Origin of the sequence: Herbaspirillum sp. VT-16-41 (assembly GCF_001994935.1) — a bacterium.
Taxonomy (GTDB): Bacteria; Pseudomonadota; Gammaproteobacteria; order Burkholderiales; family Burkholderiaceae_D; genus Herbaspirillum; species Herbaspirillum frisingense.
The window spans coordinates 90,983-112,552 of the sequence record NZ_MUXB01000183.1 but is presented as its reverse complement, the minus strand read 5'-3'; the positions used below and the strand labels follow the sequence as shown (position 1 = coordinate 112,552).

The following is a 21,570-nucleotide window of genomic DNA, read 5'->3' as shown; positions in this document are numbered from 1 at the left end:
ATGCTCCCGTCTGAATTTTCAGACAGACGAATCCACACTGCCCAGGGAGTATTCAATGAAAAAATTGCTCATCGCCATCACCTCTTTCGCACTGGCCGCCCCGCTGCTGGTGGCAAGTCCCGCCATGGCGGAAAACGCCCAGCAGAACAAGATGAAGCAATGTAATGCGGACGCCACCGCTGCCGGCAAGAAAGGTGACGACCGCAAGGCCTTCATGTCGTCCTGCCTGAAGAAGGAACAGCCCAAGCCGGCCACCCAGCAGGACAAGATGAAGCAGTGCAACGCCGACGCCGCCGGCAAGAAGGGCGACGAGCGCAAGGCCTTCATGTCGTCGTGTTTGAAAAAGGACAAATGAAGCTGAAGTGAAGGAAAAGGCAAGCGCAGGCCATTCCATCGGCCTCACCGGCCTGCCCGGATGAAAAAAACCCGCAAGTTTGCGACTTGCGGGTTTTTTGTTGGGCGCGTGGTCCTGCGCGTACTTCAGTGCTGGGTGCGCTTGAAGAAGAACAGTCCCGCGCCCACCAGCATCAGCACGCCACCGAAGAAACGGTTCTGCGCCTTGATCGCCTTCTGGCTGCGGAAGAAGCGCTGCAGGCGGCTGGCCGCGAACGCGTAGCCATGCATCACCACCAGGTCCACCACCACCATGGTCACCGCCAGCACCAGCAGTTGCAGCCACAGCGGACGCTGGTGGTCGATGAATTGCGGCAGCACGGCCACCATGAAGACGATGCCCTTGGGATTGGTGGCATTGGTCAGGAAACCGGTCATGCAACGCTGCCACCAGAGCTGGCCACGATTGGCACGGGCGGCGGCATTGGCCGCGTCCAGCGCTTCGCCCTGCTGCTCGGTCGGCACCGGCGCGCGCCATTGCGAAAAACCAAGATAGATCAGATACAGCGCACCGGCCACCTTGATGACGTTGAAGGCGGTTTCGGAGGCCACCAGCAGCGAACCGACGCCAGCCCCGGCGATGACCAGGATCACCACCAGCGCGATCTCCAGCCCGAGGATGGTGGCGCTGGTGCGGCGCACGCCGTAATTGAGACCGTGGCTCATGGACAGGACCGCGCCCGAACCGGGCGAGATGGCGATGACGCATGCAGCGGCGAAGAAAGTGAACCAGGTCTGGTAGTCCATGAGGCGCTCGGTGAGGCAAAAAGTGAAGATGCTCATTATAAGCAAAGCCGCAACGATTGCTTACAAATCCACGATGAATTGAAACACTTTGACGTCGTCCTGCACGTCGGCGGCTCGTTATAGGAAGCAAGGCGCAAGGAAATGATGAAGCGATTACGCAAAATCAAGCGCCGAGCGTAACAACCACTTTCTAAAGGAAATTGCCATGAAAACCCAATCCGTCATCGTCGCTTCCCTGCTGACCGCGCTGGCCCTGCCGGTGTTTGCCCAGACCGGCGCCACCGCACCTGCCACTGCCGCGCCAGCCGCGACCACGGCCGCACCGGCCAAGGCGGAAGCAGGCAAGACCGAGGCGACGAGCAAGGCCAAGGCCAAGACCAAGTCCGAACATCACGCCAAGCACAAGAAGGCCGAAAAGAAGGCCGCCGGCAGCGAAGCCAAGCCCGCAGCCGAGGCTGCACCGGCCGCCGCACCAGCTGCTGCCAAGACCAAGTAATCCTGCAGTACACCGTACGACCGAACACTGACACACCCCATCCGAACCGATTTTCGTCTCCTTGAAAGGACACCATCATGAACACCAAGACCATCATCGTTGCCTCCCTGTTGTCGGCCCTGACCCTGCCCGTGTTCGCCCAGACCGGCGCCGCAGCAGCACCGGCCGCCGCCCCGGCCAAGACCGAAGCCGCCAAGACCGAGGCTGCGCCCAAGGCCAAGCATCACGTCAAGCACAAGAAGTCGGAGAAGAAGGCCGAAGCCAAGACTGACAAGAAGGAAGCCACCGGCGAGCAAGCAAAGCCGGCCACCGACGGCGCCAAGAAATAAGCCGTCCGCAAGGAGCAGGACCGGGCGCGGTTGATCTTCAGCCACGCCCGCCATGTCAGGGATGACAGGGATGCCGCACCCTCGCCAAAGGCCAGGGTGCGGTATTTTTTTATATTGTTTAGATCATTGGAGCCAAGGATTCAGTCAGGCTGCCAGCGCAAGGCGATACGTTCGCCCTGCGTGACGAAACGACTGCAGTCCATGCCGATGCCGGCGGCCAGGAGCAAGGTGTCACCGGCCCACACCAGTGGCAGGTAAGGTCGCTCCCAGGCAGGCACATCGGCGCTCTGGTATTGCTGCTTGAGGCTGCGCGCCGGCCGGTTGTGTGCCAGCCTGACACGCTCGCCACCGCTGCGACCGCAGATCAGCAGGGATTGCGACTGCAGCCAGGCCGGATCGAAGCCGCCCCGGCCATCGGCGTCAACCTCGGCACCTGAAACAGGCTCGAAATGCAGCGTGCCGTAGAAGGCCGGCACATGCACCTGGGCCTGGCCTTGCCAGCGCAATTGCAGGGATTCGCCCTCTTCCGGCGGCCTGCGGCGCGGGGCCAGGAAGACGCGGTCGCGATAGCGATGCACCTCGCCATCGGGATGCGAGACGCACAGTTGCGCCTCGACGTCGGCCTGCAGCAGTTGACTGCGCATCTCCTGCATCCAGGCCGCCGAGGGCATGCGCATGCCGCGCAGCGCAAACCAGTGGCGCATCAGATTGAGGAAGCGCTGCTCGCTCAACTGGCGCAGCGCCGGCATGCGCAGGTGATCGTCCTGCCGACATTGCTCCAGGTCCGCCTGAGCCACTTCACGCAGCAATTCCTGCGCGCCCTGGGCATGGCCCGCAGCACGCGCCAGTCGCTGCTGATAGCCGGGAAAGACCTGCCCCAGCGCCGGCATGACCTGATGACGCAAGGCATTGCGGGCGTAGCGCGGATCACGGTTGGATTCATCCTCGATCCAGGTCAGCGACAGCGCCTGAGCGACGCTCTCCAGCTGCACCCGCGTCACGCCCAGCAACGGCCGCGCCATCTGGGTATCCGCATCGCCCAGCAAGGCTGGCGCAGCATTGCAGCGATCCATGCCGGACAGACCGGCCAGGCCGCTGCCGCGCAGCAGTTGCAGCAGCACGGTTTCGGCCTGGTCGTCGAGGTGATGCGCGGTCAGCAGCAGGCGCGCGCCCTGCTGGCGACACAGGCGCCCCAGCGCGGCATAGCGCGCCAGGCGCGCCGCTTCTTCCACGCCGCTGTCGGCGACCTGCTGCAGTTGTACCCGTTCGGCCTGGAAGGCCAGACCGCGCGCGTCGCAAAAGCCCTGTGCGTGCGCCAGCCAGGCGTCCGCATGAGGGCTGAGCCCATGATGGACGTGCAAGGCCACCAGCCTGCCACCCGCCTCCTGCGCCCAATGCGCGGCCACCTGCAGCAGCACGGTGGAATCCAGCCCTGCGCTGTAGGCCACGGCCAGGGTGTCGCGACGGGCGTCGAAGCCGGCCAGCGCCAGCGTGGCCTGCAGGGCCTGCATCAGGCTGACCAGGGTCTTGTCGTGGGAGGCGGAAAGATGATCGGACATGGGAAACGCGGCGGCTGAAAAGACAAACGCCAGCGAAGCAATCGCTGGCGCCTGAACGTGGGAAGCGGAAACGGTGGGGAAATTATTCCGCCGAATTCAATTCCTTGAACTTGCCGTAGGCCATCAGCTTTTCGTGACGGGCGGCCAGCAGGTCCTTGGTCTTCATGCCCTGGAACTGGCGCAGGGAATCCGACAGGGCACGCTTGAGCAGGCCGGCCATCTGCTTGGGGTCGCGATGGGCGCCGCCCAGCGGTTCGTTGACGATCTTGTCGATCAGGCCGATGGCCTTGAGGCGATGGGCGGTCAGGCCCAGTGCCTCGGCGGCGTCGGCAGCGCGGTCGGCGGTCTTCCACAGGATGGAAGCGCAGCCTTCCGGCGAGATCACCGAATAGGTCGCATATTGCAGCATCAGCACCTGGTCGCCCACGGCGATGGCCAGCGCACCGCCGGAACCACCTTCACCGATGATGGTGGCGATCAGCGGCACCTTCAGCTCGGCCATGACATACAGGTTGTGGCCGATGGCTTCGGACTGGCCGCGCTCTTCGGCATCGATGCCGGGGAAGGCACCGGGGGTATCAACGAAGGTAAAGATGGGCAGGCCGAACTTCTCGGCGACCTTCATCAGGCGCATGGCCTTGCGATAGCCTTCGGGCTTGGGCATGCCGAAGTTGCGCATGGCGCGTTCCTTGGTGTCGCGCCCCTTCTGGTGGCCGATCACCATGCAGGCCTGGCCATTGAAACGGGCCAGACCGCCGACGATGGACTGGTCGTCGGCGAAGGTGCGGTCGCCGTGCAGTTCGTGGAAGTCGGTGAAGATTTCGCGCACGTAGTCCATGGTGTAGGGACGTTGCGGATGACGCGCGATCTGGGACACCTGCCAGGGGGTCAGCTTGGCGTAGATGTCCTTGGTCAGTTGCTGGCTTTTCTTGACCAGGCGTTCGATCTCTTCGGAGATGTCGACGGCCGAGTCGTCCTGCACAAAACGCAACTCTTCGATCTTGGCATCCAGCTCGGCGATGGCCTGCTCGAAGCCCAGAAAAGTCGTTGTCGATTTACTCATTGTGTTCCTTTTCAACAAGTCCGATCATCGGCGGGAGGCCGCCCCGGTGCGGGTTGCGGCGCGATGGTCCCGGATGGATCGGTTTGCCTTAAATCTTGAGAGGAGCGGAGTATACACCAGAGGCCTCCGCGCCCTCTTCCCCTTGGATCAATAATCGGATGGCAGCGGATCCAGGCTGCGCCACAGATACCAGGTGGCCACGGTGCGCCACGGTTCCCAGTTCGCGGCGACTTCGCGCGCATCGCTGCGCGAGACAGGCTCGCCCGAGAAATAACTGACGCTGATGCCCTTGAGCAATCCCAGGTCATCCAGCGGCAGCACGTTCGGGCGCAGCAGATTAAATATCAAAAACATCTCGGCTGTCCAGCGGCCAATCCCGCGGATCTGGATCATCTCGGCAATGACGGCTTCGTCTTCCATCTCCGCCCATTTGTCGGGATGTACCGTCTTGGCCTTGAAGTGGGCCGCCAGATCGAGAATATATTCGGCCTTGCGCTTGGACAGGCCGCAGGCAGCGAGCGCCTCGGGGCCGGTACGGATCACCTGACCCGGCGTGCAGCGCGGGCAGGCTTCCAGGAAGCGCTGCCAGACCGCATTGGCGGCCTTGGTCGAAATCTGCTGGCCGATCACCGAACGTGCCAGCGTGGTGAAGGCATCGCCCCGCACTGTCAATTGCAGGTCCCCGAACTGCGGGATGAGCTTGCGCATGATGCGATCACGCTTCATCAGCTCGGCCTTGGCCTCTTCCCAGTAGGCCGGGACGATCAGGCTGGGATCGAGCTCGCTGGCTTTTCGGTTGGTATTCAAATCAAGCTCTCCGCCATTCGGTCAGGCCGCCCGGTTTGTCTTCCAGAATGATGCCGGCGTCGGTCAGCTCGGCACGGATGCGGTCGGCTTCGGCAAAGTTCTTGCCGGCCTTGGCCGCCTTGCGGGCGTCGATCAGGGCTGCGATGGCCGCTTCGTCCAGGCCACCGGCGGCGCTGACACCGCCCTTGAGGTATTCGCCCGGCGCGCGTTGCAGCAGGCCCAGGATGCCGGCCAGCGCCTTCAACTGGCGCGCCTGTGCCGGCGAGCGGCTGCGATTGACCTCGTTGGCCAGCTCGAACAGCACCGAGATCGCCACCGGGGTGTTGAAGTCGTCGTTGAGGGCATCGGCGAAGCGCTGGGCGTGGGCTTCGTCGGCGACCAGGCCGCCGGCCTCGGGGGGCACATCCTTCAAGGCGGTATACAGACGGGTCAAGGCCTGGCGGGCGTCATCCAGATGCGCATCCGAATAATTGAGCGGGCTGCGATAGTGCGCGCGCAGGATGAAGAAGCGCAGCACTTCCGGGTCGTATTGCTTCAGGACGTCACGGATGGTGAAGAAATTGCCGAGCGACTTCGACATCTTTTCGTTGTCGATGCGCACGAAGCCGTTGTGCATCCAGTAATTGACGAAGGTGTGCTGGTGCGCGCCTTCGGACTGGGCGATTTCATTTTCGTGGTGGGGGAACTGCAGGTCCTGACCGCCGCCGTGGATGTCGAAATGGTCGCCCAGCAGGTCGCTGGACATGGCCGAGCACTCGATGTGCCAGCCCGGACGGCCGCAGCCCCAGGGCGAATCCCACTTGGCCTCGTCGGGCTCGGTCGGCTTGGCCGCCTTCCAGAGGACGAAGTCCAGCGGGTCACGCTTGCCGGTGTTGACATCGACGCGCTCGCCGGCGCGCAGATCGTCCAGCGACTTGCCGGAGAGCTTGCCGTAGCCGGGGAAGTCGCGCACCGAGTAATTGACGTCGCCATCGCTGGCCTTGTAGGCCAGGCCGTTCTTTTCCAGCTTGCCGATCAGGTCCAGCATCTGTGGCACGTACTGGGTGGCGCGCGGCTCGTGATCGGGGCGCTGTACGCCCAGGGCACCGGCATCCTCGTTCATGGCGTCGATGAAGCGATGGGTCAGCTGGCTGATGGTCTCGCCGTTTTCCAGGGCGCGCTTGATGATCTTGTCATCGATGTCGGTGATGTTGCGCACATAGGTCACGTCGTAACCGGAGGCGCGCAGCCAGCGCTGCACCATGTCGAACACCACCAGCACTCGTGCATGGCCGATATGGCAATAGTCATAGACGGTCATGCCGCACACGTACAAGCGCACCTTGCCGGGTTCGATCGGGGAAAAGGTCTGCTTATCACGCGCTAGCGTGTTGTAAATCTTGAGCTCGCTCATGGGATGGGAATTCTTGGATTGGCGTTACCGCTGGGGGCGCCGGATTCATGCGATTGCGTGGGGCCGCGCCGGAAAGCGTTCTGGCGCTGGCATGCCCCTGCCTGGGATCATTGTTCTAACAGCAGTTGCAACATGAACGGGTCACGGTAGCCAAACCTCTTTTTGTCTTACTTGTTTGTTATAAAATGCCAGCTTTCTTCGAATTTCTTCGAGTATAGCATCGATAAAACCATGGCCCCAGAATCACAAGAACAGACATCCATTCATGGTTTGCGCGGTTTGATCAGCAAGACTGCCCACAAGACAGCAGTGTTGTCCAGCCTGGTGGCCGCCCTGTTCGGGGTGCCTGCCGGCCTCGCGCATGCCAGTGAAATGTCTGACATCAACAAGCTGATGCGGGCAGGACAGTATGCCGAAGCACTGACCAAGACCGATGCCGTACTGGCGAAACACCCGCGCGATGCGCAACTGCGTTTCACGAAGGGGCTGATCTTAGCAGAACAAAACCGTTCTGCCGAGGCCATCGCGGTGTTCAGCAAGCTGACCGAGGATTTCCCCGACCTGCCCGAGCCCTACAACAACCTGGCCGTGCTGTACGCGGCTGACGGCCAGTACGACAAGGCCCGTGCGGCGCTGGACATGGCCATGCGTACCAACCCAACCTATGCCACGGCGCTGGAAAACCTGGGCGACGTCTATGCCAAACTGGCCAGCCAGGCCTATGACAAGGCGCTGCAGATCGACCCGGGCGCCAACGTGCCGCAACCCAAGCTGACCCTGCTGCGCTCGCTGAATGGCAACACCACCGGCGGCACCGTGCCGCGCCTGGCCTCGGCGGCCAGCGCCCAGCGTGACGCCAAGGCCAAGGCCGACGCCAGCGCCGCCGAACAGCAGCAGCGCGCCAAGGCTCTGGCGGCCGAAAAGGCAGCCCAGCAGGCCGCCGCCGACAAGGCCGAAGTGGAAAAGACTGCCATTGCCAAGGCCACCGCCGACAAGGAAAAGGCGCAGGCCGACAAGGCGGCCTCGGACAAGGCAGCGGCGGAAAAGGCTGCCACTGACAAGGCCGCGGCAGACAAGGCCCGCGCCGACAAGGCACGCGCCGAGCAACTGGCCGCCGAGCAGGCCCGCGCGCAAAAGGCCGCCGCCGACAAGGCTGCCGCCGAGCAGAAGCAGGCCGAACTGCTGGCCCAGAAGGAAAAGGACAAGGCCGACAAGCTGGCCAAGGAACAGGCCGCCCGCGCCGAGAAGGAAAAAGCCGCCCAGGCAGCCGCCGAGAAGGCGCGTGCCGACAAGCTGGCCGCCGCCGAGAAGGCAAAGGCCGACAAGGCCCGCGCCGACAAGGACAAGGCCAAGGCGGAAGCCAGCGCCGAACAGGAAAAGTCAGCGGTACTGGCGGCCCTCAACGGCTGGGCCAAATCCTGGAGCGACAAGGATGTGCGCGGCTACCTGGGCCACTACGCCAGCGACTTCGACACCCCCAAGGGCGCATCCCGCAAGGAATGGGCCGAAGAACGCCGCGCCCGCATCGAGGACAAGGGCCGCATCAGCGTCAAGGTCAGCAATGCCACGGTCAGCATCAGCGGCAACACCGCCACCGTGCGCTATCGCCAGATATATAATTCGGATCGGCTGACGGTGGACAGCCGCAAGACCCTGATATTCGTCAAACAGGGCAATCGATGGCTGATCAAACAGGAACGATCGGGAGGGTAATTGGTGGCTAGCGCTTTGCAAGGGCGTTCCATGCGCATGCTGGGACGCCTGCTGATGTTGTGTCTGGCAGCTCTGCCTTCGATGGGCAGCGTGGCCTCTTCTTCTTCCATTCCGCCGCAGAGCAGTCCGGCCGGCGCGGCCGAGGCCAAGCCTGACCCGGAGGCCTTGCTGATCGATATCTACAAGGACCTTGGCGCCAATCGCCTGCGCGAAGCCCAGGTCAAGGCCGACGCCCTGGTGGCGGCCTACCCCACTTTCCGCCTGGGCCATCTGGTACGGGGCGACCTGCTGCTGATGCATGCGCGACCGGTACGCAACTTCGGCGCCATGGCTGACGGCCCGGCCGACAAGCTCAAGGAACTGCGCGACGAGGCCATGGTGCGCATCCGCTCGCTGCAGGAAAAGCCAGACCCGCAACTCATTCCCAAGGCCGTGCTGCAGGTCGGCGAGGACCAGAAGAACGTGCTGGTGGTCGACACCACCCGATCGCGCCTGTACGTCTATGAGAACCAGGGCGGTGAACTGAAATACCTGACCGACTACTACGTCTCCCAGGGTCGCTTCGGCGCCAACAAGACCAAGTCGGGCGACCAGCGCACCCCCATCGGCGTGTACTACGTCAACAACCGCATCCCCGGCCCCAAGCTGCCCGATTTCTATGGCACTGGCGCCCTGCCCCTGTCCTACCCCAACGAATGGGATAAGCGCAATGGCCGCAGCGGCTATGGCATCTGGCTGCACGGCACGCCCTCGGACAATTTCAGCCGCCCGCCGCTGTCCTCCGACGGCTGCGTGGTGCTGGCCAATCCCGACCTGCAGAGCCTGTATTCCACGGCCGAGGTCGGCCGGACGGTGGTGGTGATCAGCCAGCACGTGCAGTTCGTGGACAAGAGCGAATGGGCCAAGCAGCGTGACGCCGCCAGCGCCATGCTGGAAGACTGGGGCCAGTCGCTGGAAAATGCGGATGCCGACAAGGTCCTGTCGTACTACTCCCCCGAATTCCGCTCGGCCCAGGGCGAAAACCTGAGCACCTGGTTCGGCCGCCAGCAGAAGAGCCTGAACGGCGCGCGCTATACCAGTGTCAAACTGCGCGATGTCAGCCTGTTCCGCTATCCCGGCACACCGGAAGACATGATCGTCAGCACCTTCACCCAGGAGAGTGCCGTCGGCAAGAGCAAGAACGCGATCCGCAAGCGCCAGTACTGGGTGCGTGAAGGATCGCAATGGAAAATCATTTACGAAGGCAACGCATGATCATTTCTCGTCGTCACCTGCTGCGCATGGCAGCAGCCCTGTCCCTGTCGGCTACGCTGGCCTCCCCCGTGCTGGCCGCTGACGCGCCCCGCGTGCTGCTGAAAACCAGCATGGGCGACATCACCGTCGAGCTGAACCCGGAAAAAGCCCCGGTCTCGGTCGACAACTTCCTGAAGTACGTCAAGAAGGGCCAGTACAACGGCACGGTGTTTCACCGCGTCATCAACGGCTTCATGATCCAGGGCGGCGGCATGGACCAGAACCTGCGCGAAAAGCCCACCGACGCGCCCATCAAGAACGAGGCCAATAACGGTTTGAAGAACGAGGTTTATACTATCGCCATGGCGCGCACCTCGGCACCGCACTCGGCCACCGCGCAATTCTTCATCAACGTCGCCAACAACCGCTTCCTGGACTATCCGGGCCAGGATGGTTGGGGTTATGCGGTGTTCGGCAAGGTGATCGCCGGCACCGACGTGGTCGACAAGATCAAGCAGGTGCGCACCGGCGGCGGTGATGTCCCGACCACTCCGGTGGTGATCGAATCGGCCAGCATCGTCAAGTAGGTCTGAACCGCACCGGCATGCCAGGCGGGCCAGCGTTGCCCGCCTCGTTTTTTTTATTTTTACCCTCAAGCAAAGGATTCAACATGGCAGTTCTGCTCACCACCAACCACGGCAACATTAAGATCGAACTGGACGCGGAAAAAGCGCCGAAGACCGTTGAAAACTTCCTGGCTTATGTCAATGCAGGTCACTACAACGGCACCATCTTCCACCGCGTCATCGACGGTTTCATGATCCAGGGCGGCGGCTTCGAACCCGGCATGAAGCAGAAGGAAACCAAAGAACCCATCGAGAACGAAGCCAAGAATGGCCTCAAGAACGAGCCCTACACCCTGGCCATGGCCCGCACCGCCGCCCCGCACTCGGCCTCGGCGCAGTTCTTCATCAACGTCAAGAACAACAGCTTCCTGGATTTCCCGGGCCAGGACGGTTGGGGCTACTGCGTCTTCGGCAAGGTCGTCGAAGGCACTGAAGTGGTCGACAAGATCAAGGGCGTCAAGACCACCCGCTCCGGCATGTTCGCCGACGTCCCGGCGGAAGACGTGGTGATCGAGAAGGCCGAAGTGGTCTGAGCCAGACCCTCTTCACCCCGACCATGACTGATTTCCAGTTCATGCAAAAAGCGCAACCGACGGTTGCGCTTTTTGTTTCCGACCTCCATCTGCAAGCTTCCCTGCCGCGTACCACGGCGGCCTTTCTGTCCTTCCTGCAACACCAGGCGACGCGCACGCAGCAGCTCTACCTGCTGGGCGACATCTTCGAATACTGGGCCGGCGACGATGACCTGGTCACGCCGTACAACCGGCAGATCGCCGATGCCCTGAAGGCCGTGCAGGCGCAAGGCGTGCAACTGTTCTGGATGGCGGGCAACCGTGATTTCCTGGTGGGCCAGGGCTTTGCGGAAGCCGCCGGACTGACGCTGCTGGAAGACCCGACGGTCATCACCCTGGCCGGTCGCCGCCTGGCGCTGGCGCACGGCGACGCCCAGTGTACGGACGACCTGGCCTACATGGCCTTTCGGGCCCAGGTGCGTCAGCCGGCCTACCAGCAGCAATTCCTGGCAATGCCGCTGGCGCAGCGCAAGGCCATCATCGAAGGCATCCGCAAGAACAGCCAGGACGCCAACCAGAGCAAGGAAATGGCCATCATGGATGTGAATGCCGATGCCATCGCCGCGCTCTTCGCGCAGACCGGCAGCGACGTGCTCATCCACGGCCACACCCACCGCCCTGCCCTGCATCGCCTGGAGGACGGTGAGGCCCCCAGGCTGCGCTACGTCCTGCCGGACTGGGAATACGACGTCGAGACGCCGCGCGGTGGCTGGATCAGCCTGAGCGCCGACGGCGTGCTGCACCGGCATGATACCCAGGGCGACGAGATCGCCTGAATCACCGCTCCCCTGCCCAGCCTCCCACCGCAGCCGGCATGATCCCGGCTGCGGACTGCGACTTCGATTCAATCCACCAACCGGTTCAACTGGGCGGCGTCGAAGTGCGTTGTTTCTTCCAGTCGTCGACACCCTATCCCCGCACTCTTCAAGGCGGCCAGCACCACCTCGAGCTGCTGCTCCTGCGCCGCCACCTGGTTGATCAGGCCATGCAGCGCCTTGGAGAGCGGGTCGTCGCCATTGGGCATGACGCCATAGGCCGCAAATAGCCGGGCTGTCGCCTGGTCGCGCTCGACCGGCCCTGGATTACGCTCAACGATGCGCGCCGGGTTGCCGACCGCCGTGGCGCCGGCCGGTACTTCCTTGGTCACCACCGCATTGGAGCCGACCTTGGCGCCGTCGCCCACCGTAAATCCGCCCAGGACCTTGGCACCGGCACCGATGATGACGCCGCGTCCCAGGGTGGGATGGCGCTTGGCGCCCTTGGACAGCGAGGTACCGCCCAGGGTCACGCCCTGGTAGATGGTGGAATCGTCACCGACCACAGCGGTCTCGCCGATGACCACGCCCATGCCGTGGTCGATGAAGACACGGCGACCGATGGTGGCGCCGGGATGGATCTCGATACCGGTCAGCGTGCGCCCCAGTTGCGAGATGAAGCGCCCCAGCCACTTCAGGTCGGCGTGCCAGCAGGCCTTGGCCCAGCGATGCAGGATCACCGCATGCAGGCCGGGGTAACAGGTCAGTACCTCCCAGCTATTGCGTGCGGCGGGGTCGCGCTCACGGATGCTGGCGATGTCTTCTCTGAGTCGGCTGAACATGGTGGTTTCCTGAAACGTTGAACGAACTGCGGGGTGGAACGACAAAAAAAAATCGCCGGACACAAAGTCCGGCGATGTTGTCATGCGGGGATGACCGGACTTACCTGGGCAAGCGCTGACGTCGCGCCTCGTACAGACACACGCCCGATGCCACCGACACGTTCAGGCTCTCGACCGAACCGAACATGGGGATGTTGACCAGCACGTCGCAGGTCTCGCGGGTCAGGCGACGCATGCCCTCGCCTTCGGAACCCATGACCAGCGCGGTGGGGCCGGTGAAGTCGCCCTCGTAGAGCCCCTTCTCGGCGTCGTCGGAGGTACCGATGATCCAGACGCCGCGCTCCTTCAGGTCGCGCATGGTGCGCGCCAGGTTGGTGACGGTGATGTAGGGCACGGTATCGGAGGCGCCACTGGAGACCTTCATGGCCGTGGCGTTGAGACCCACGGCGCGATCCTTGGGGGCGATCACGGCGTGCGCGCCGGCACCGTCGGCCACGCGCAGGCAGGCGCCCAGGTTGTGCGGATCGGTGATGCCGTCCAGGATCAGCAGCAGCGGCGGACCGACCACGGCGTCCAGCAGTTCATCCAGGGTGCGCGCCAGCGAAAGTGTGGCAGCCTTGGCGACCACGCCCTGGTGACGGCGCGTACCGACCATGGCCGACAGACGCTGGTCGTCGGCCTGGATGATGCGCACATTGGCTTCCTTGGCGGCATGCAGCATGTCCAGCATGCGGCGGTCGCGGCGCTCGGCATCCACGTAGATCTCGTCCACCGAGGAAGCCTCGTGGCGGATGCGGGAGGTCACGGCATGGAAGCCGAAAATCATTTTGCTCTTCATAAATCCTGCTTGTGTCTTTCGTCTTGCGGTCAAATCATTCCATCAAACCCGGTCGCAGGCTGCCTGGGCAGCTGGCGGCCGGGGACATGCTCATCGCTTCTTCTTGCCGCCCTTGTTGAAACCCTTGGCGGCGGCGCGCTTGCGGTCAGCTTCGCCGGCGCGGGCGTGGCTGGCGCCGGTCTTGGCCTGGGCGCCACCCTTGGCCCCCTTGCCCTTGGCGGCCACGGCGGCCGGCTTGGGCGCGGCGCCCTTCTTGGCGCGGGGTGCCGGTTGACCGGCGTCACCGCCGGCGCCGTTCCCGGCCGCATTCCTGGCCGACCCTGACTTGCCGCGCGCGGCGCTTTCGGCGCGCTTGGCTTCATTCTTGATCAGGGTGCGGATGCCCGGTTCGTTGACCAGCGACAGATCGATCTTGCGTGCATCCAGGTCGACCCGGCTGACCTGCACGGTCACACGATCGGTCAGCTGGTAGCGGATGCCGGTGCGTTCGCCGCGCAGTTCGTGGCGCGCTTCGTCGTACTGGAAGTAGTCGGCCCCCAATTCGGTGACGTGCACCAGGCCTTCGATATAGAGCGCATCGAGCTGCACGAAGATACCGAAGGTGGCCACGCCGGCGATGGTGCCGGTGAATTCCTCGCCCAGCTTGTCGCGGATGAAGTAGCACTTCAGCCATGCTTCCACGTCACGCGAGGCCTCGTCGGCGCGACGTTCATTGGCCGAACAGTGCAGGCCCAGCGCTTCCCATATCGCCAGGGCGCTTTCGCCACGCGGCTTCTTGCCGGCGGCCTTGTCGGTGGCGCGCTGCAGTGCCTGCGCCTTGCGGGCGGCCGGCGAGATCGAGGTATTGAGCGCGCTGCTGTCGATACCCTTGGGCTCGTAGCGCTTGCCCTGCAGCACGGCCTTGATGGCACGATGGGTCAGCAGGTCGGGATAGCGACGGATCGGGCTGGTGAAGTGCGCGTAGGACTCGTAGGACAGGCCGAAGTGACCGATGTTGTCGGGGCTGTAGACCGCCTGCTGCATGGAGCGCAGCAGCATGGTCTGGATCAGGACCGCATCCGGACGCGCCTTGACCTTGGGCATCAGCTCCGCATAGTCGGATGCGCTGGGGGTGTCACCCCCACCCAGGGTAAGGCCCACCTGCTTGAGGAAGGTCCGCAGCTGGGTCAGCTTTTCCTTGGTCGGGCCGGCATGGATACGGTACAGCGCCGGATGATCGTGACGCTTCAACAGGTCGGCCGCGCAGACGTTGGCCGCCAGCATGCACTCTTCGATCAGGCGGTGCGCATCGTTGCGGGTGCGCGGCAGGATCTTCTCGATCTTGCCGGCGGCATTGCAGACGATGTAGGTCTCGGTGGTCTCGAAGTCGATGGCGCCACGCGCCTGGCGCGCCGTCAGCAGCGCCTGGAAGACTTCGTAGAGGTGCGTCAGGTGCGGCACCAGACCGATCCGGCGCGCCGCCTCCGGACCCTTGGTATTGCCCAGGATCGAGGCCACTTCGGTGTAGGTCAGGCGGGCGGCCGAGTGGATCACGGCGGGATAGAACTGGTAGGCCTTGATCTCACCCTTGGCGGTGATCACGGCGTCGCAGACCAGGGTCAGGCGATCGACATCGGGGTTCAGCGAGCACAGGCCGTTGGAGAGCTTCTCCGGCAGCATCGGGATGACCCGGCGCGGGAAGTAGACCGAGGTGCTGCGCTCCAGCGCATCGGTATCCAGGGCATCGTTGGGCTTGACGTAGTGGCTGACGTCAGCGATCGCCACAATCAGGCGGTAACCCTTGGTGCGACCGATCTTGACCGGTTCGCAATAGACCGCGTCATCGAAGTCGCGGGCATCTTCACCGTCGATGGTGACCAGCGGGACATCACGCAGATCGACCCTATCCTTCAGGTCGGCCGCCTTGACTTCGCTGGGCAGCTTGGCCGAGAGCTTCTTGGCCGCTTCGGAGAATTCGTGCGGTACGCCGTACTTGCGCACGGCGATTTCGATTTCCATGCCGGGGTCGTCGATGTCGCCGAGGATTTCGACGATCTTGCCCACCGGCTGGGTATAGCGTGACGGGTGCTCGGTCAGTTCGACGCTGACCACCTGCCCGGCCTTGGCCTTGCCTGGCGAGCCGGCCAGCAGCACGTCATGGCCGATGCGTTTATCTTCGGGGGCGACCACCCAGACGCCGTTCTCGTTGAGCAGACGACCGATCACGTGGCTGTTGGCGCGCTCCACCACTTCGACGATGGTCCCTTCCGGACGGCCGCGACGGTCGGTGCCGACGATGCGGGCCTGGACGCGGTCCCCGTGCATGACCTTCTGCATTTCCTTCTCGGGCAGGAACAGGTCAGCGCTGCCATCATCGGGCAGCAGGAAACCGAAACCATCACGGTGGCTGGAAACGCGGCCCAGGATGAAGTCGGGTGAATGGGTCAGTTTGTAATGACCGGCGCGATCCGGCTTGATCTGGCCGTCACGCTCCATGGCGTTGAGGCGGCGCGTCAGGCCATCCATTTCTTCAGGCTTGACGCCGAGCGCGGCTGCCAGTGCGGCAGCGTTTTGCGCGCCGGACGAAGTGCGCAGGATGCCGAGGATCTCTTCCCGGCTGGGAATGGAATAGGGAAATTGGCTCAAAAGTTTCGTTTCGCGCAATTGTTATAAATGCCGGGGCAAGCATCGCCCGGACCGATGGAAGCCCCTAGTGTAACGGAGTTGCTGCCATTTACCTAACCGCAATACGGAGGAAGAAGGGGGTCAAGCTTTCGTATTACAACGAAAAAACACCTAGGAGATCAAGAAAAGTATTGACAGCCAGCGAATACCCTCTATAATTACGTTCTTCGCTTTACAGCGCAGCCCACGTGGCGGAATTGGTAGACGCGCATGGTTCAGGTCCATGTGCCGCGAGGTGTGGGGGTTCGAGTCCCTCCGTGGGCACCAAAACAAAAAAGGTCGATTGACGCAAGTCAGTCGGCCTTTTGTGTTTTGGGGCACACGAGCAAAGCGCCTGCGCGCTTTGCGGGAGGGACGAGAAAGTCCTGCCTTGCAAGGCAGGACGGGGTCGCGGGACGTGACCGAGTGCCTCAGTGCGCAGCAAACCAAAAAGGTCGATTGATGAAAATCAATCGACCTTTTGCGTTTTGGGGCGCGTAAGGATAAGAGCAAAGCGCCTGCGTGCCTTGCCCCCCCCCTTCCCTAGCTACCCGCGCAGCCGGAACACGCTCACCGTCTCGCTCAGGGCAGCGGCCTGTTCCTGCATCTGGCGCGCTGCGGCGGCGGCCTGCTCCACCAGCGCTGCATTCTGCTGGGTCGCCTCGTCCATCAGGTTGATGGCCTGGTTGACCTGCTCGATGCCGTCGCTCTGCTCCTGCGAGGCGGACGTGATCTCGCCCACGATGTCGGTCACCCGGCGCACGCTGGCCACCACTTCCTCCATGGTCGTGCCGGCCTGCTCGACCAGCTTGCTGCCGGCCTCGACCTTGCCGACCGAATCGCCGATCAGCTCCTTGATTTCCTTGGCCGCACTGGCCGAGCGCTGGGCCAGGGTACGCACTTCCGACGCCACCACGGCAAAGCCGCGGCCCTGCTCGCCGGCGCGGGCCGCTTCGACGGCAGCGTTCAAGGCCAGGATGTTGGTCTGGAAGGCGATGCCATCGATCACGGCGATGATGTCCACGATCTTGCGCGAGGAATCGTTGATCGACCCCATCGTCGCCACCACTTCGGACACCACCGAACCACCCTGCACCGCCACCTCCGAGGCGGAGGCTGCCAACTGGTTGGCCTGGCGCGCATTGTCGGCATTCTGCTTCACGGTGGAAGTCAGTTCTTCCATGGCCGAGGCGGTCTCCTCCAGCGAACTGGCCTGCTGTTCGGTGCGGTTGGACAGAACCAGGTTGCCATGGGCGATTTCGGTGGAGGCCGTGGCAATGGTGTCGGTCCCCTGGCGCACGCGACTGACGATGCCCACCAGGTTGTCGTTCATTTCCTTCAAGGCGCGCATCAGCTGGCCGGTTTCGTCACCCCGGCCGACCTCGATCTGGTTGTCCAGCTGGCCCTTGGCCACGCGGCTGGCCACGTCAACCGCCTTGTTCAGCGGTGCCGTGATGGAGCGCGTGATGGCCAGCGCCAGCACCACTCCCAGAAGGATGGCGATCACCCCCAGGGTCGTCATCACGATGCGCGCCGTCCGGAACAGGCCATCGATCTCCACCGTCAGGCCCTGGATGCGCTCGGTCTGCATGTTCGCCAGCTTTTCGATGGCGGCCAGGTAGACCCGCGTACTGGGCAACAGCTGCTCTTCGACCACCTTGCGGGCGGCTTCCTCGTTACCGGCATCCTTTTCCTTGAAGACGGCGGCGTTGGCGGCCAGCACCACCTTGCGCCGCTCGTTGATCTCGTTCAGACCGGCCCGCCCGGCGTCATCGGTGATCAGTTCTTCCATGCGCTTGACCAGCTCATTGTTCTTGCTGATGGTGGCGCCGATTTCCTGCTTGTAGAACTTCTGCTGTTCCGGGTCGGCATTCTTGGCCGCAGCCACGATGCGCCCGACGTTGATCTCGATGGACTTGTAGAAGGTATTGACCAGCCGCTCCTTGACCAGTGCATCGTTGACCATCATGTCGTTGAGCTTGCCCACGGCCTGCAGGCGCCAGATGCCGATGCCGGTGATCATTGCCATCAACACCAGGACCGCCGCAAACGCCAACCCCAGGCGGACGCCGATTGTCATATTCTTCATTGCTTTCCCATCTCCCATTGTGTGAGACGCAGACATTGCGACCGCGTCACTCCCCGCTTCCGCATCCCCATGCGGATGAATCATTATCGGTCAGGTGATGTCGCACTTGAGATGCCTTGCGTCAAATCGGCAGAAATCTTTTATCATCCGGGGCAGACGCTACCGATCAGTAGCGAGCATCGGAAAGCGAGCTTTTCTTCCCGGGCGCCACCCTCGTCAACCCTCATTCTGCGAACGCAATGTCCCAATTCGAGAATTCCCTGGTCTGGTTCCGCCGCGACCTGCGCCACACCGACCATGCCGCCCTGTATCACGCGCTGTCGCAGAGCGCCAACGTCTGGTGCGCTTTCGTCTTCGATACCGACATCCTGGACGCCCTCAAGGCCGAAGGGGTCACACGCGACCGTCGCATCGACTTCCTGCTGGCCAGCGTGGCCGAGCTGGATGCCGCCTTGCGCAAGGCCGGTGGTGGCCTGATCGTGCTACATGGTTCAGCCGCCCAGCGCATCACCGAACTGGCGGCCGAACTGGAGGTGCAGGCGGTCTTCACCAATGCCGACTATGAACCGGCCGCCATCGAGCGCGACCAGTTGGTAGCGCGACAACTGAAGAAACAAGGCGCACAGCTGCTCAGCTACAAGGATCAGGTCATCTTCGAGAAAGATGAAGTATTGACCCAGTCGGCCAAGCCCTTCTCGGTCTTCACGCCCTACAAGAACGCCTGGATGGCCAAGCTGGCGGCCGCCGGTGGCGACTTCTACCTGAAACCCTATCCGGTGGAAAAATACCTCAAGGCGCTGGCCAGACCGCCTGCCAGACTGGATCACGCCCTGCCCACCCATGCGCAACTCGGTTTTGAGCCCAGCAATCTGCAGGAACTGAAGATCCCCACCGGCATGTCCGGCGGCCAGGCGTTGCTGGACGATTTCCTGGGGCGCATCGGGGCCTACGGTACGGCGCGTGATTTCCCGGCGGTGAAGGGGCCGTCCTACCTGTCGATCCACCTGCGCTTTGGCACCGTGTCCATTCGCACCTTGGCGCGCGCGGCCATGCAGGCCATGCACACCGGCCAGGGGGCGGCCGGGGCGGCGGTGTGGCTGTCGGAGCTGACCTGGCGCGATTTCTACTTCATGATCCTTCACCATCATCCGCGTGTGACTGAAAAAGCCTTCAAGCCAGAGTACGACGCCATCCGCTGGGAACAGGGCCCGCATGCCGAAGAACTGTTCGCCGCCTGGTGCGAAGGCCGCACCGGCTACCCGCTGGTGGATGCGGCCATGGCCCAGATCAACCAGACCGGCTACATGCACAACCGCCTGCGCATGGTGGTGGCCAGCTTCCTGACCAAGGACCTGGGCATCGACTGGCGCTGGGGCGAACGCTATTTCGCCATCCACCTCAACGACTTCGACCTGTCCGCCAACAACGGCGGCTGGCAATGGGCCTCGTCCTCGGGCTGTGATGCCCAGCCCTATTTCCGCATCTTCAACCCGGTCACGCAGTCGGAGAAGTTCGACCCCGACGGCAAGTTCATCCGCCGTTATCTGCCGCAGCTGGCCAAGCTCTCCGACAAACGCATCCACGCGCCGTGGACAGCCACGCCGGACGAGCGCATGGATGCAGGCGTGACGCTGGGCCAGAACTATCCGCGTCCCATCGTGGACCACGCCCAGGCGCGCGAGCGCACGCTGGAACGTTACGCGGTGGTGAAGAAGGCCGAATAAGCCCAACGACCGATCTGCATGGGCAACAAAAAACGGACTGCAACTCACATTGCAGTCCGTTTTCATTTCGCCGGGAAGATCACTCCGACATGACAGGCTCTACCTTCTTGTCCTGATCGAAGCGGATCGGCGGCACCCGCCGCACCATCCACAAGCCCACCAGCGCGGCCACGATGGCAATGGCGATGCCCATGTGGATGGCCCCGACCAGCGCGTCACGGGCCGCATCCAGCAAGGCAGAGCCATTGTGGCCGGCCTGCATCAGCTGGGCCAGCAGCACCGACTGGATGTCGTGGTTGACCAGCACTTCCGGGTCGCTGAAATCCTTGAGCCACTGGGCGGCATGATCGCCCTCCAGCGCCTTCTGCACGCCGGCACCATACATCTGGCTGACCAGCGTGCCGGTGATGGCGGTCCCCAGCATCCCGCCAATCATGCGCAGGGACTGCAGCAAGGCGGTGGCGATGCCCAGGTGCTCGCGGGCCGCGGCCTGCTGGGCGAACACCGTCAGGTTGGGCAAGACCAGCCCCAGCCCGAAACCGCCGGCCAGCATCACCGCCAGCAGGAAGCCGTTGCCGGTATTGCGGTCGCACAGCACCACCCCCAGGCAGGCGGCCGCGATCAGGGCGAAACCCAGGTTCATCATCAGGTTGGGGTTGGGAATGCGGGTGATGATGCGGCCATTGACGATGCTGGCCACGGTAATACAGGCCACCAGCGGCGTGATCAGCAGGCCGGCCTCACGCGGGCTCAGGCCGAAGCCGCCCTGGAACAGCAGCGGCGCGTACATCAGCAGGGAAAACATGGCAAAGCCGGCCAGCACCGATAGCAGGAACAGGCTGGCCAGCGCCCGGTCGCGCAGCATCTCGAAGGGCAGGATGGGTTGTGCGGCGCGCTGCTCCCACTTCCACAAGGCATAGAACGCCACCACCGAGAGCACCAGCAGGGCCAGCATGCCGCCGGTGATGCCGCGCTTGGGCAAGAGCTCCACCAGCAATTGCAGGCTGCCCAGCGACAGCGAGATCAGCAGTGCACCCGGCCAGTCCAGCCGCATCTTGCCCGCATGCTGCATATGCCGGATGTGCGGCACGAAGCGCCAGACGAAGAACAGCGAGATCACGCCGATGGGCAGGTTGCAGTAGAACACCCAGCGCCAGCCCAGGCCCTGCGTGAGGAAGCCGCCCAGCGACGGCCCCACGGCAGTGGCGATGCCGAACGAGGCCGACAGGATGATCTGCCAGCGCAGCCGCACGCGGGGATCGGGAAACAGGTCTGCAATCGACGCAAAGCAGGTCCCCACCAGCATGCCGCCACCGATGCCCTGCAGGCCGCGCGCCAGCACCAGGAACAGCATGCTGTCGGCCATGCCGCACAGGGCCGAGGCACCGACGAAGACCACGATGGATGCGATCACGAAGGGCTTGCGGCCGAAATAGTCACCCAGCCGCCCGAAGATGGGCACCGTGATCACCGAGGTCAACAGATAGGCCGTCGCCACCCAGGCATAGAGTTCGAAGCCCTTCAACTCGGCCACGATGGTGGGCAATGCGGTACCGACGATGGTCTGGTCCAGCGCGACCAGCATGATGACGAAGCAGATACCGAGCGTGGCCAGCAGGGATTCACGGAACGGCAGGACTTGGCCGCTGGAGTGGGCGGCGGCGGTGTGTTGGGCCATGTGGCGAGGGATGCAATCCGGAAGTTGCGCAGGTGCGCCAATCCGCCATTCTAGCGCCGCAGCGTGCGCC

The 21,570-nt window shown here is 63.4% G+C and carries 19 protein-coding genes and 1 tRNA gene; 10 read left to right on the top strand and 10 right to left on the bottom strand.

The window, feature by feature from the left end:
* The first annotated feature begins 55 nt into the window (after positions 1–55).
* On the top strand, positions 56–355 hold the full coding sequence (locus BTM36_RS26130; RefSeq protein WP_006463554.1) for a PsiF family protein: 300 nt from the start codon (positions 56–58) through the stop codon (positions 353–355).
* A 125-nt stretch (positions 356–480) separates the two neighbouring features.
* On the opposite strand, the gene BTM36_RS26125 is transcribed toward BTM36_RS26130, so the two are convergent.
* Positions 481–1,140 carry a LysE family transporter gene (locus BTM36_RS26125; RefSeq protein WP_006463555.1) on the bottom strand — a complete coding sequence of 220 codons (660 nt, stop codon included), beginning with the start codon at positions 1,138–1,140 and terminating at the stop codon, positions 481–483.
* Between the two features lie 205 nt (positions 1,141–1,345).
* Between BTM36_RS26125 and BTM36_RS26120 the strand changes: the two genes are divergently transcribed.
* A complete protein-coding gene (locus BTM36_RS26120; protein WP_006463556.1) occupies positions 1,346–1,636 on the top strand; it encodes a hypothetical protein in 291 nt (96 codons plus the stop codon).
* Positions 1,637–1,713: 77 nt separating this feature from the next.
* Positions 1,714–1,965, top strand: coding sequence for a hypothetical protein (locus BTM36_RS26115; RefSeq protein WP_006463557.1), 252 nt, complete (start codon positions 1,714–1,716; stop codon positions 1,963–1,965).
* Between the two features lie 140 nt (positions 1,966–2,105).
* Here the strand turns inward: BTM36_RS26115 and tilS are convergent, their stop codons facing one another.
* From tilS to cysS, 4 genes are all read right to left on the bottom strand, one after another.
* Positions 2,106–3,524 carry a tRNA lysidine(34) synthetase TilS gene (gene tilS / locus BTM36_RS26110; RefSeq protein ID WP_077238523.1) on the bottom strand — a complete coding sequence of 473 codons (1,419 nt, stop codon included), beginning with the start codon at positions 3,522–3,524 and terminating at the stop codon, positions 2,106–2,108.
* A gap of 82 nt (positions 3,525–3,606) precedes the next feature.
* On the bottom strand, positions 3,607–4,587 hold the full coding sequence (locus tag BTM36_RS26105; RefSeq protein ID WP_006463559.1) for an acetyl-CoA carboxylase carboxyltransferase subunit alpha: 981 nt from the start codon (positions 4,585–4,587) through the stop codon (positions 3,607–3,609).
* Between the two features lie 147 nt (positions 4,588–4,734).
* Complete coding sequence (locus BTM36_RS26100) at positions 4,735–5,394, bottom strand: DNA-3-methyladenine glycosylase (RefSeq protein ID WP_006463560.1); 660 nt, start codon at positions 5,392–5,394, stop codon at positions 4,735–4,737.
* Between the two features lies 1 nt (position 5,395).
* Positions 5,396–6,787 carry a cysteine--tRNA ligase gene (gene cysS, locus BTM36_RS26095; protein ID WP_077238522.1) on the bottom strand — a complete coding sequence of 464 codons (1,392 nt, stop codon included), beginning with the start codon at positions 6,785–6,787 and terminating at the stop codon, positions 5,396–5,398.
* Between the two features lie 231 nt (positions 6,788–7,018).
* Between cysS and BTM36_RS26090 the strand changes: the two genes are divergently transcribed.
* From BTM36_RS26090 to BTM36_RS26070, 5 genes are all read left to right on the top strand, one after another.
* Positions 7,019–8,500, top strand: a complete 1,482-nt coding sequence (locus BTM36_RS26090; RefSeq protein WP_077238521.1) for a tetratricopeptide repeat protein — start codon at positions 7,019–7,021, stop codon at positions 8,498–8,500.
* 36 nt (positions 8,501–8,536) lie between these two features.
* Entirely contained in the window at positions 8,537–9,754 is a 1,218-nt protein-coding gene (locus BTM36_RS26085; RefSeq protein WP_077238555.1) for a murein L,D-transpeptidase family protein, read from the top strand.
* A complete protein-coding gene (locus tag BTM36_RS26080) occupies positions 9,751–10,320 on the top strand; it encodes a peptidylprolyl isomerase (RefSeq protein WP_006463564.1) in 570 nt (189 codons plus the stop codon). Before BTM36_RS26085 ends, BTM36_RS26080 begins: the two co-directional genes overlap by 4 nt.
* 83 nt (positions 10,321–10,403) lie before the next feature.
* The gene (locus BTM36_RS26075) at positions 10,404–10,892 is read left to right on the top strand and encodes a peptidylprolyl isomerase (protein WP_077238520.1); all 489 of its coding nucleotides are present in this window, start codon (positions 10,404–10,406) and stop codon (positions 10,890–10,892) included.
* A 23-nt stretch (positions 10,893–10,915) separates the two neighbouring features.
* Entirely contained in the window at positions 10,916–11,707 is a 792-nt protein-coding gene (locus BTM36_RS26070; RefSeq protein WP_077238519.1) for a UDP-2,3-diacylglucosamine diphosphatase, read from the top strand.
* Between the two features lie 68 nt (positions 11,708–11,775).
* On the opposite strand, the gene cysE is transcribed toward BTM36_RS26070, so the two are convergent.
* The 3 genes from cysE to rnr all read right to left on the bottom strand — a co-directional run bounded on the left by cysE (position 11,776) and on the right by rnr (position 15,991).
* Positions 11,776–12,528, bottom strand: a complete 753-nt coding sequence (gene cysE, locus BTM36_RS26065; RefSeq protein WP_006463567.1) for a serine O-acetyltransferase — start codon at positions 12,526–12,528, stop codon at positions 11,776–11,778.
* A 100-nt stretch (positions 12,529–12,628) separates the two neighbouring features.
* Entirely contained in the window at positions 12,629–13,366 is a 738-nt protein-coding gene (gene rlmB, locus BTM36_RS26060; RefSeq protein WP_077238518.1) for a 23S rRNA (guanosine(2251)-2'-O)-methyltransferase RlmB, read from the bottom strand.
* Between the two features lie 90 nt (positions 13,367–13,456).
* Positions 13,457–15,991 carry a ribonuclease R gene (gene rnr, locus BTM36_RS26055; RefSeq protein ID WP_077238517.1) on the bottom strand — a complete coding sequence of 845 codons (2,535 nt, stop codon included), beginning with the start codon at positions 15,989–15,991 and terminating at the stop codon, positions 13,457–13,459.
* Between the two features lie 221 nt (positions 15,992–16,212).
* Here rnr and BTM36_RS26050 point away from each other — a divergent pair.
* Positions 16,213–16,297, top strand: a tRNA-Leu gene (locus BTM36_RS26050).
* 259 nt (positions 16,298–16,556) lie between these two features.
* On the opposite strand, the gene BTM36_RS26045 is transcribed toward BTM36_RS26050, so the two are convergent.
* Complete coding sequence (locus BTM36_RS26045) at positions 16,557–18,098, bottom strand: methyl-accepting chemotaxis protein (protein WP_077238516.1); 1,542 nt, start codon at positions 18,096–18,098, stop codon at positions 16,557–16,559.
* A gap of 239 nt (positions 18,099–18,337) precedes the next feature.
* Between BTM36_RS26045 and BTM36_RS26040 the strand changes: the two genes are divergently transcribed.
* On the top strand, positions 18,338–19,822 hold the full coding sequence (locus BTM36_RS26040) for a deoxyribodipyrimidine photo-lyase (protein WP_077238515.1): 1,485 nt from the start codon (positions 18,338–18,340) through the stop codon (positions 19,820–19,822).
* A 79-nt stretch (positions 19,823–19,901) separates the two neighbouring features.
* On the opposite strand, the gene BTM36_RS26035 is transcribed toward BTM36_RS26040, so the two are convergent.
* Positions 19,902–21,500, bottom strand: coding sequence for an MDR family MFS transporter (locus BTM36_RS26035; protein WP_077238514.1), 1,599 nt, complete (start codon positions 21,498–21,500; stop codon positions 19,902–19,904).
* Positions 21,501–21,570: the final 70 nt, after the last annotated feature.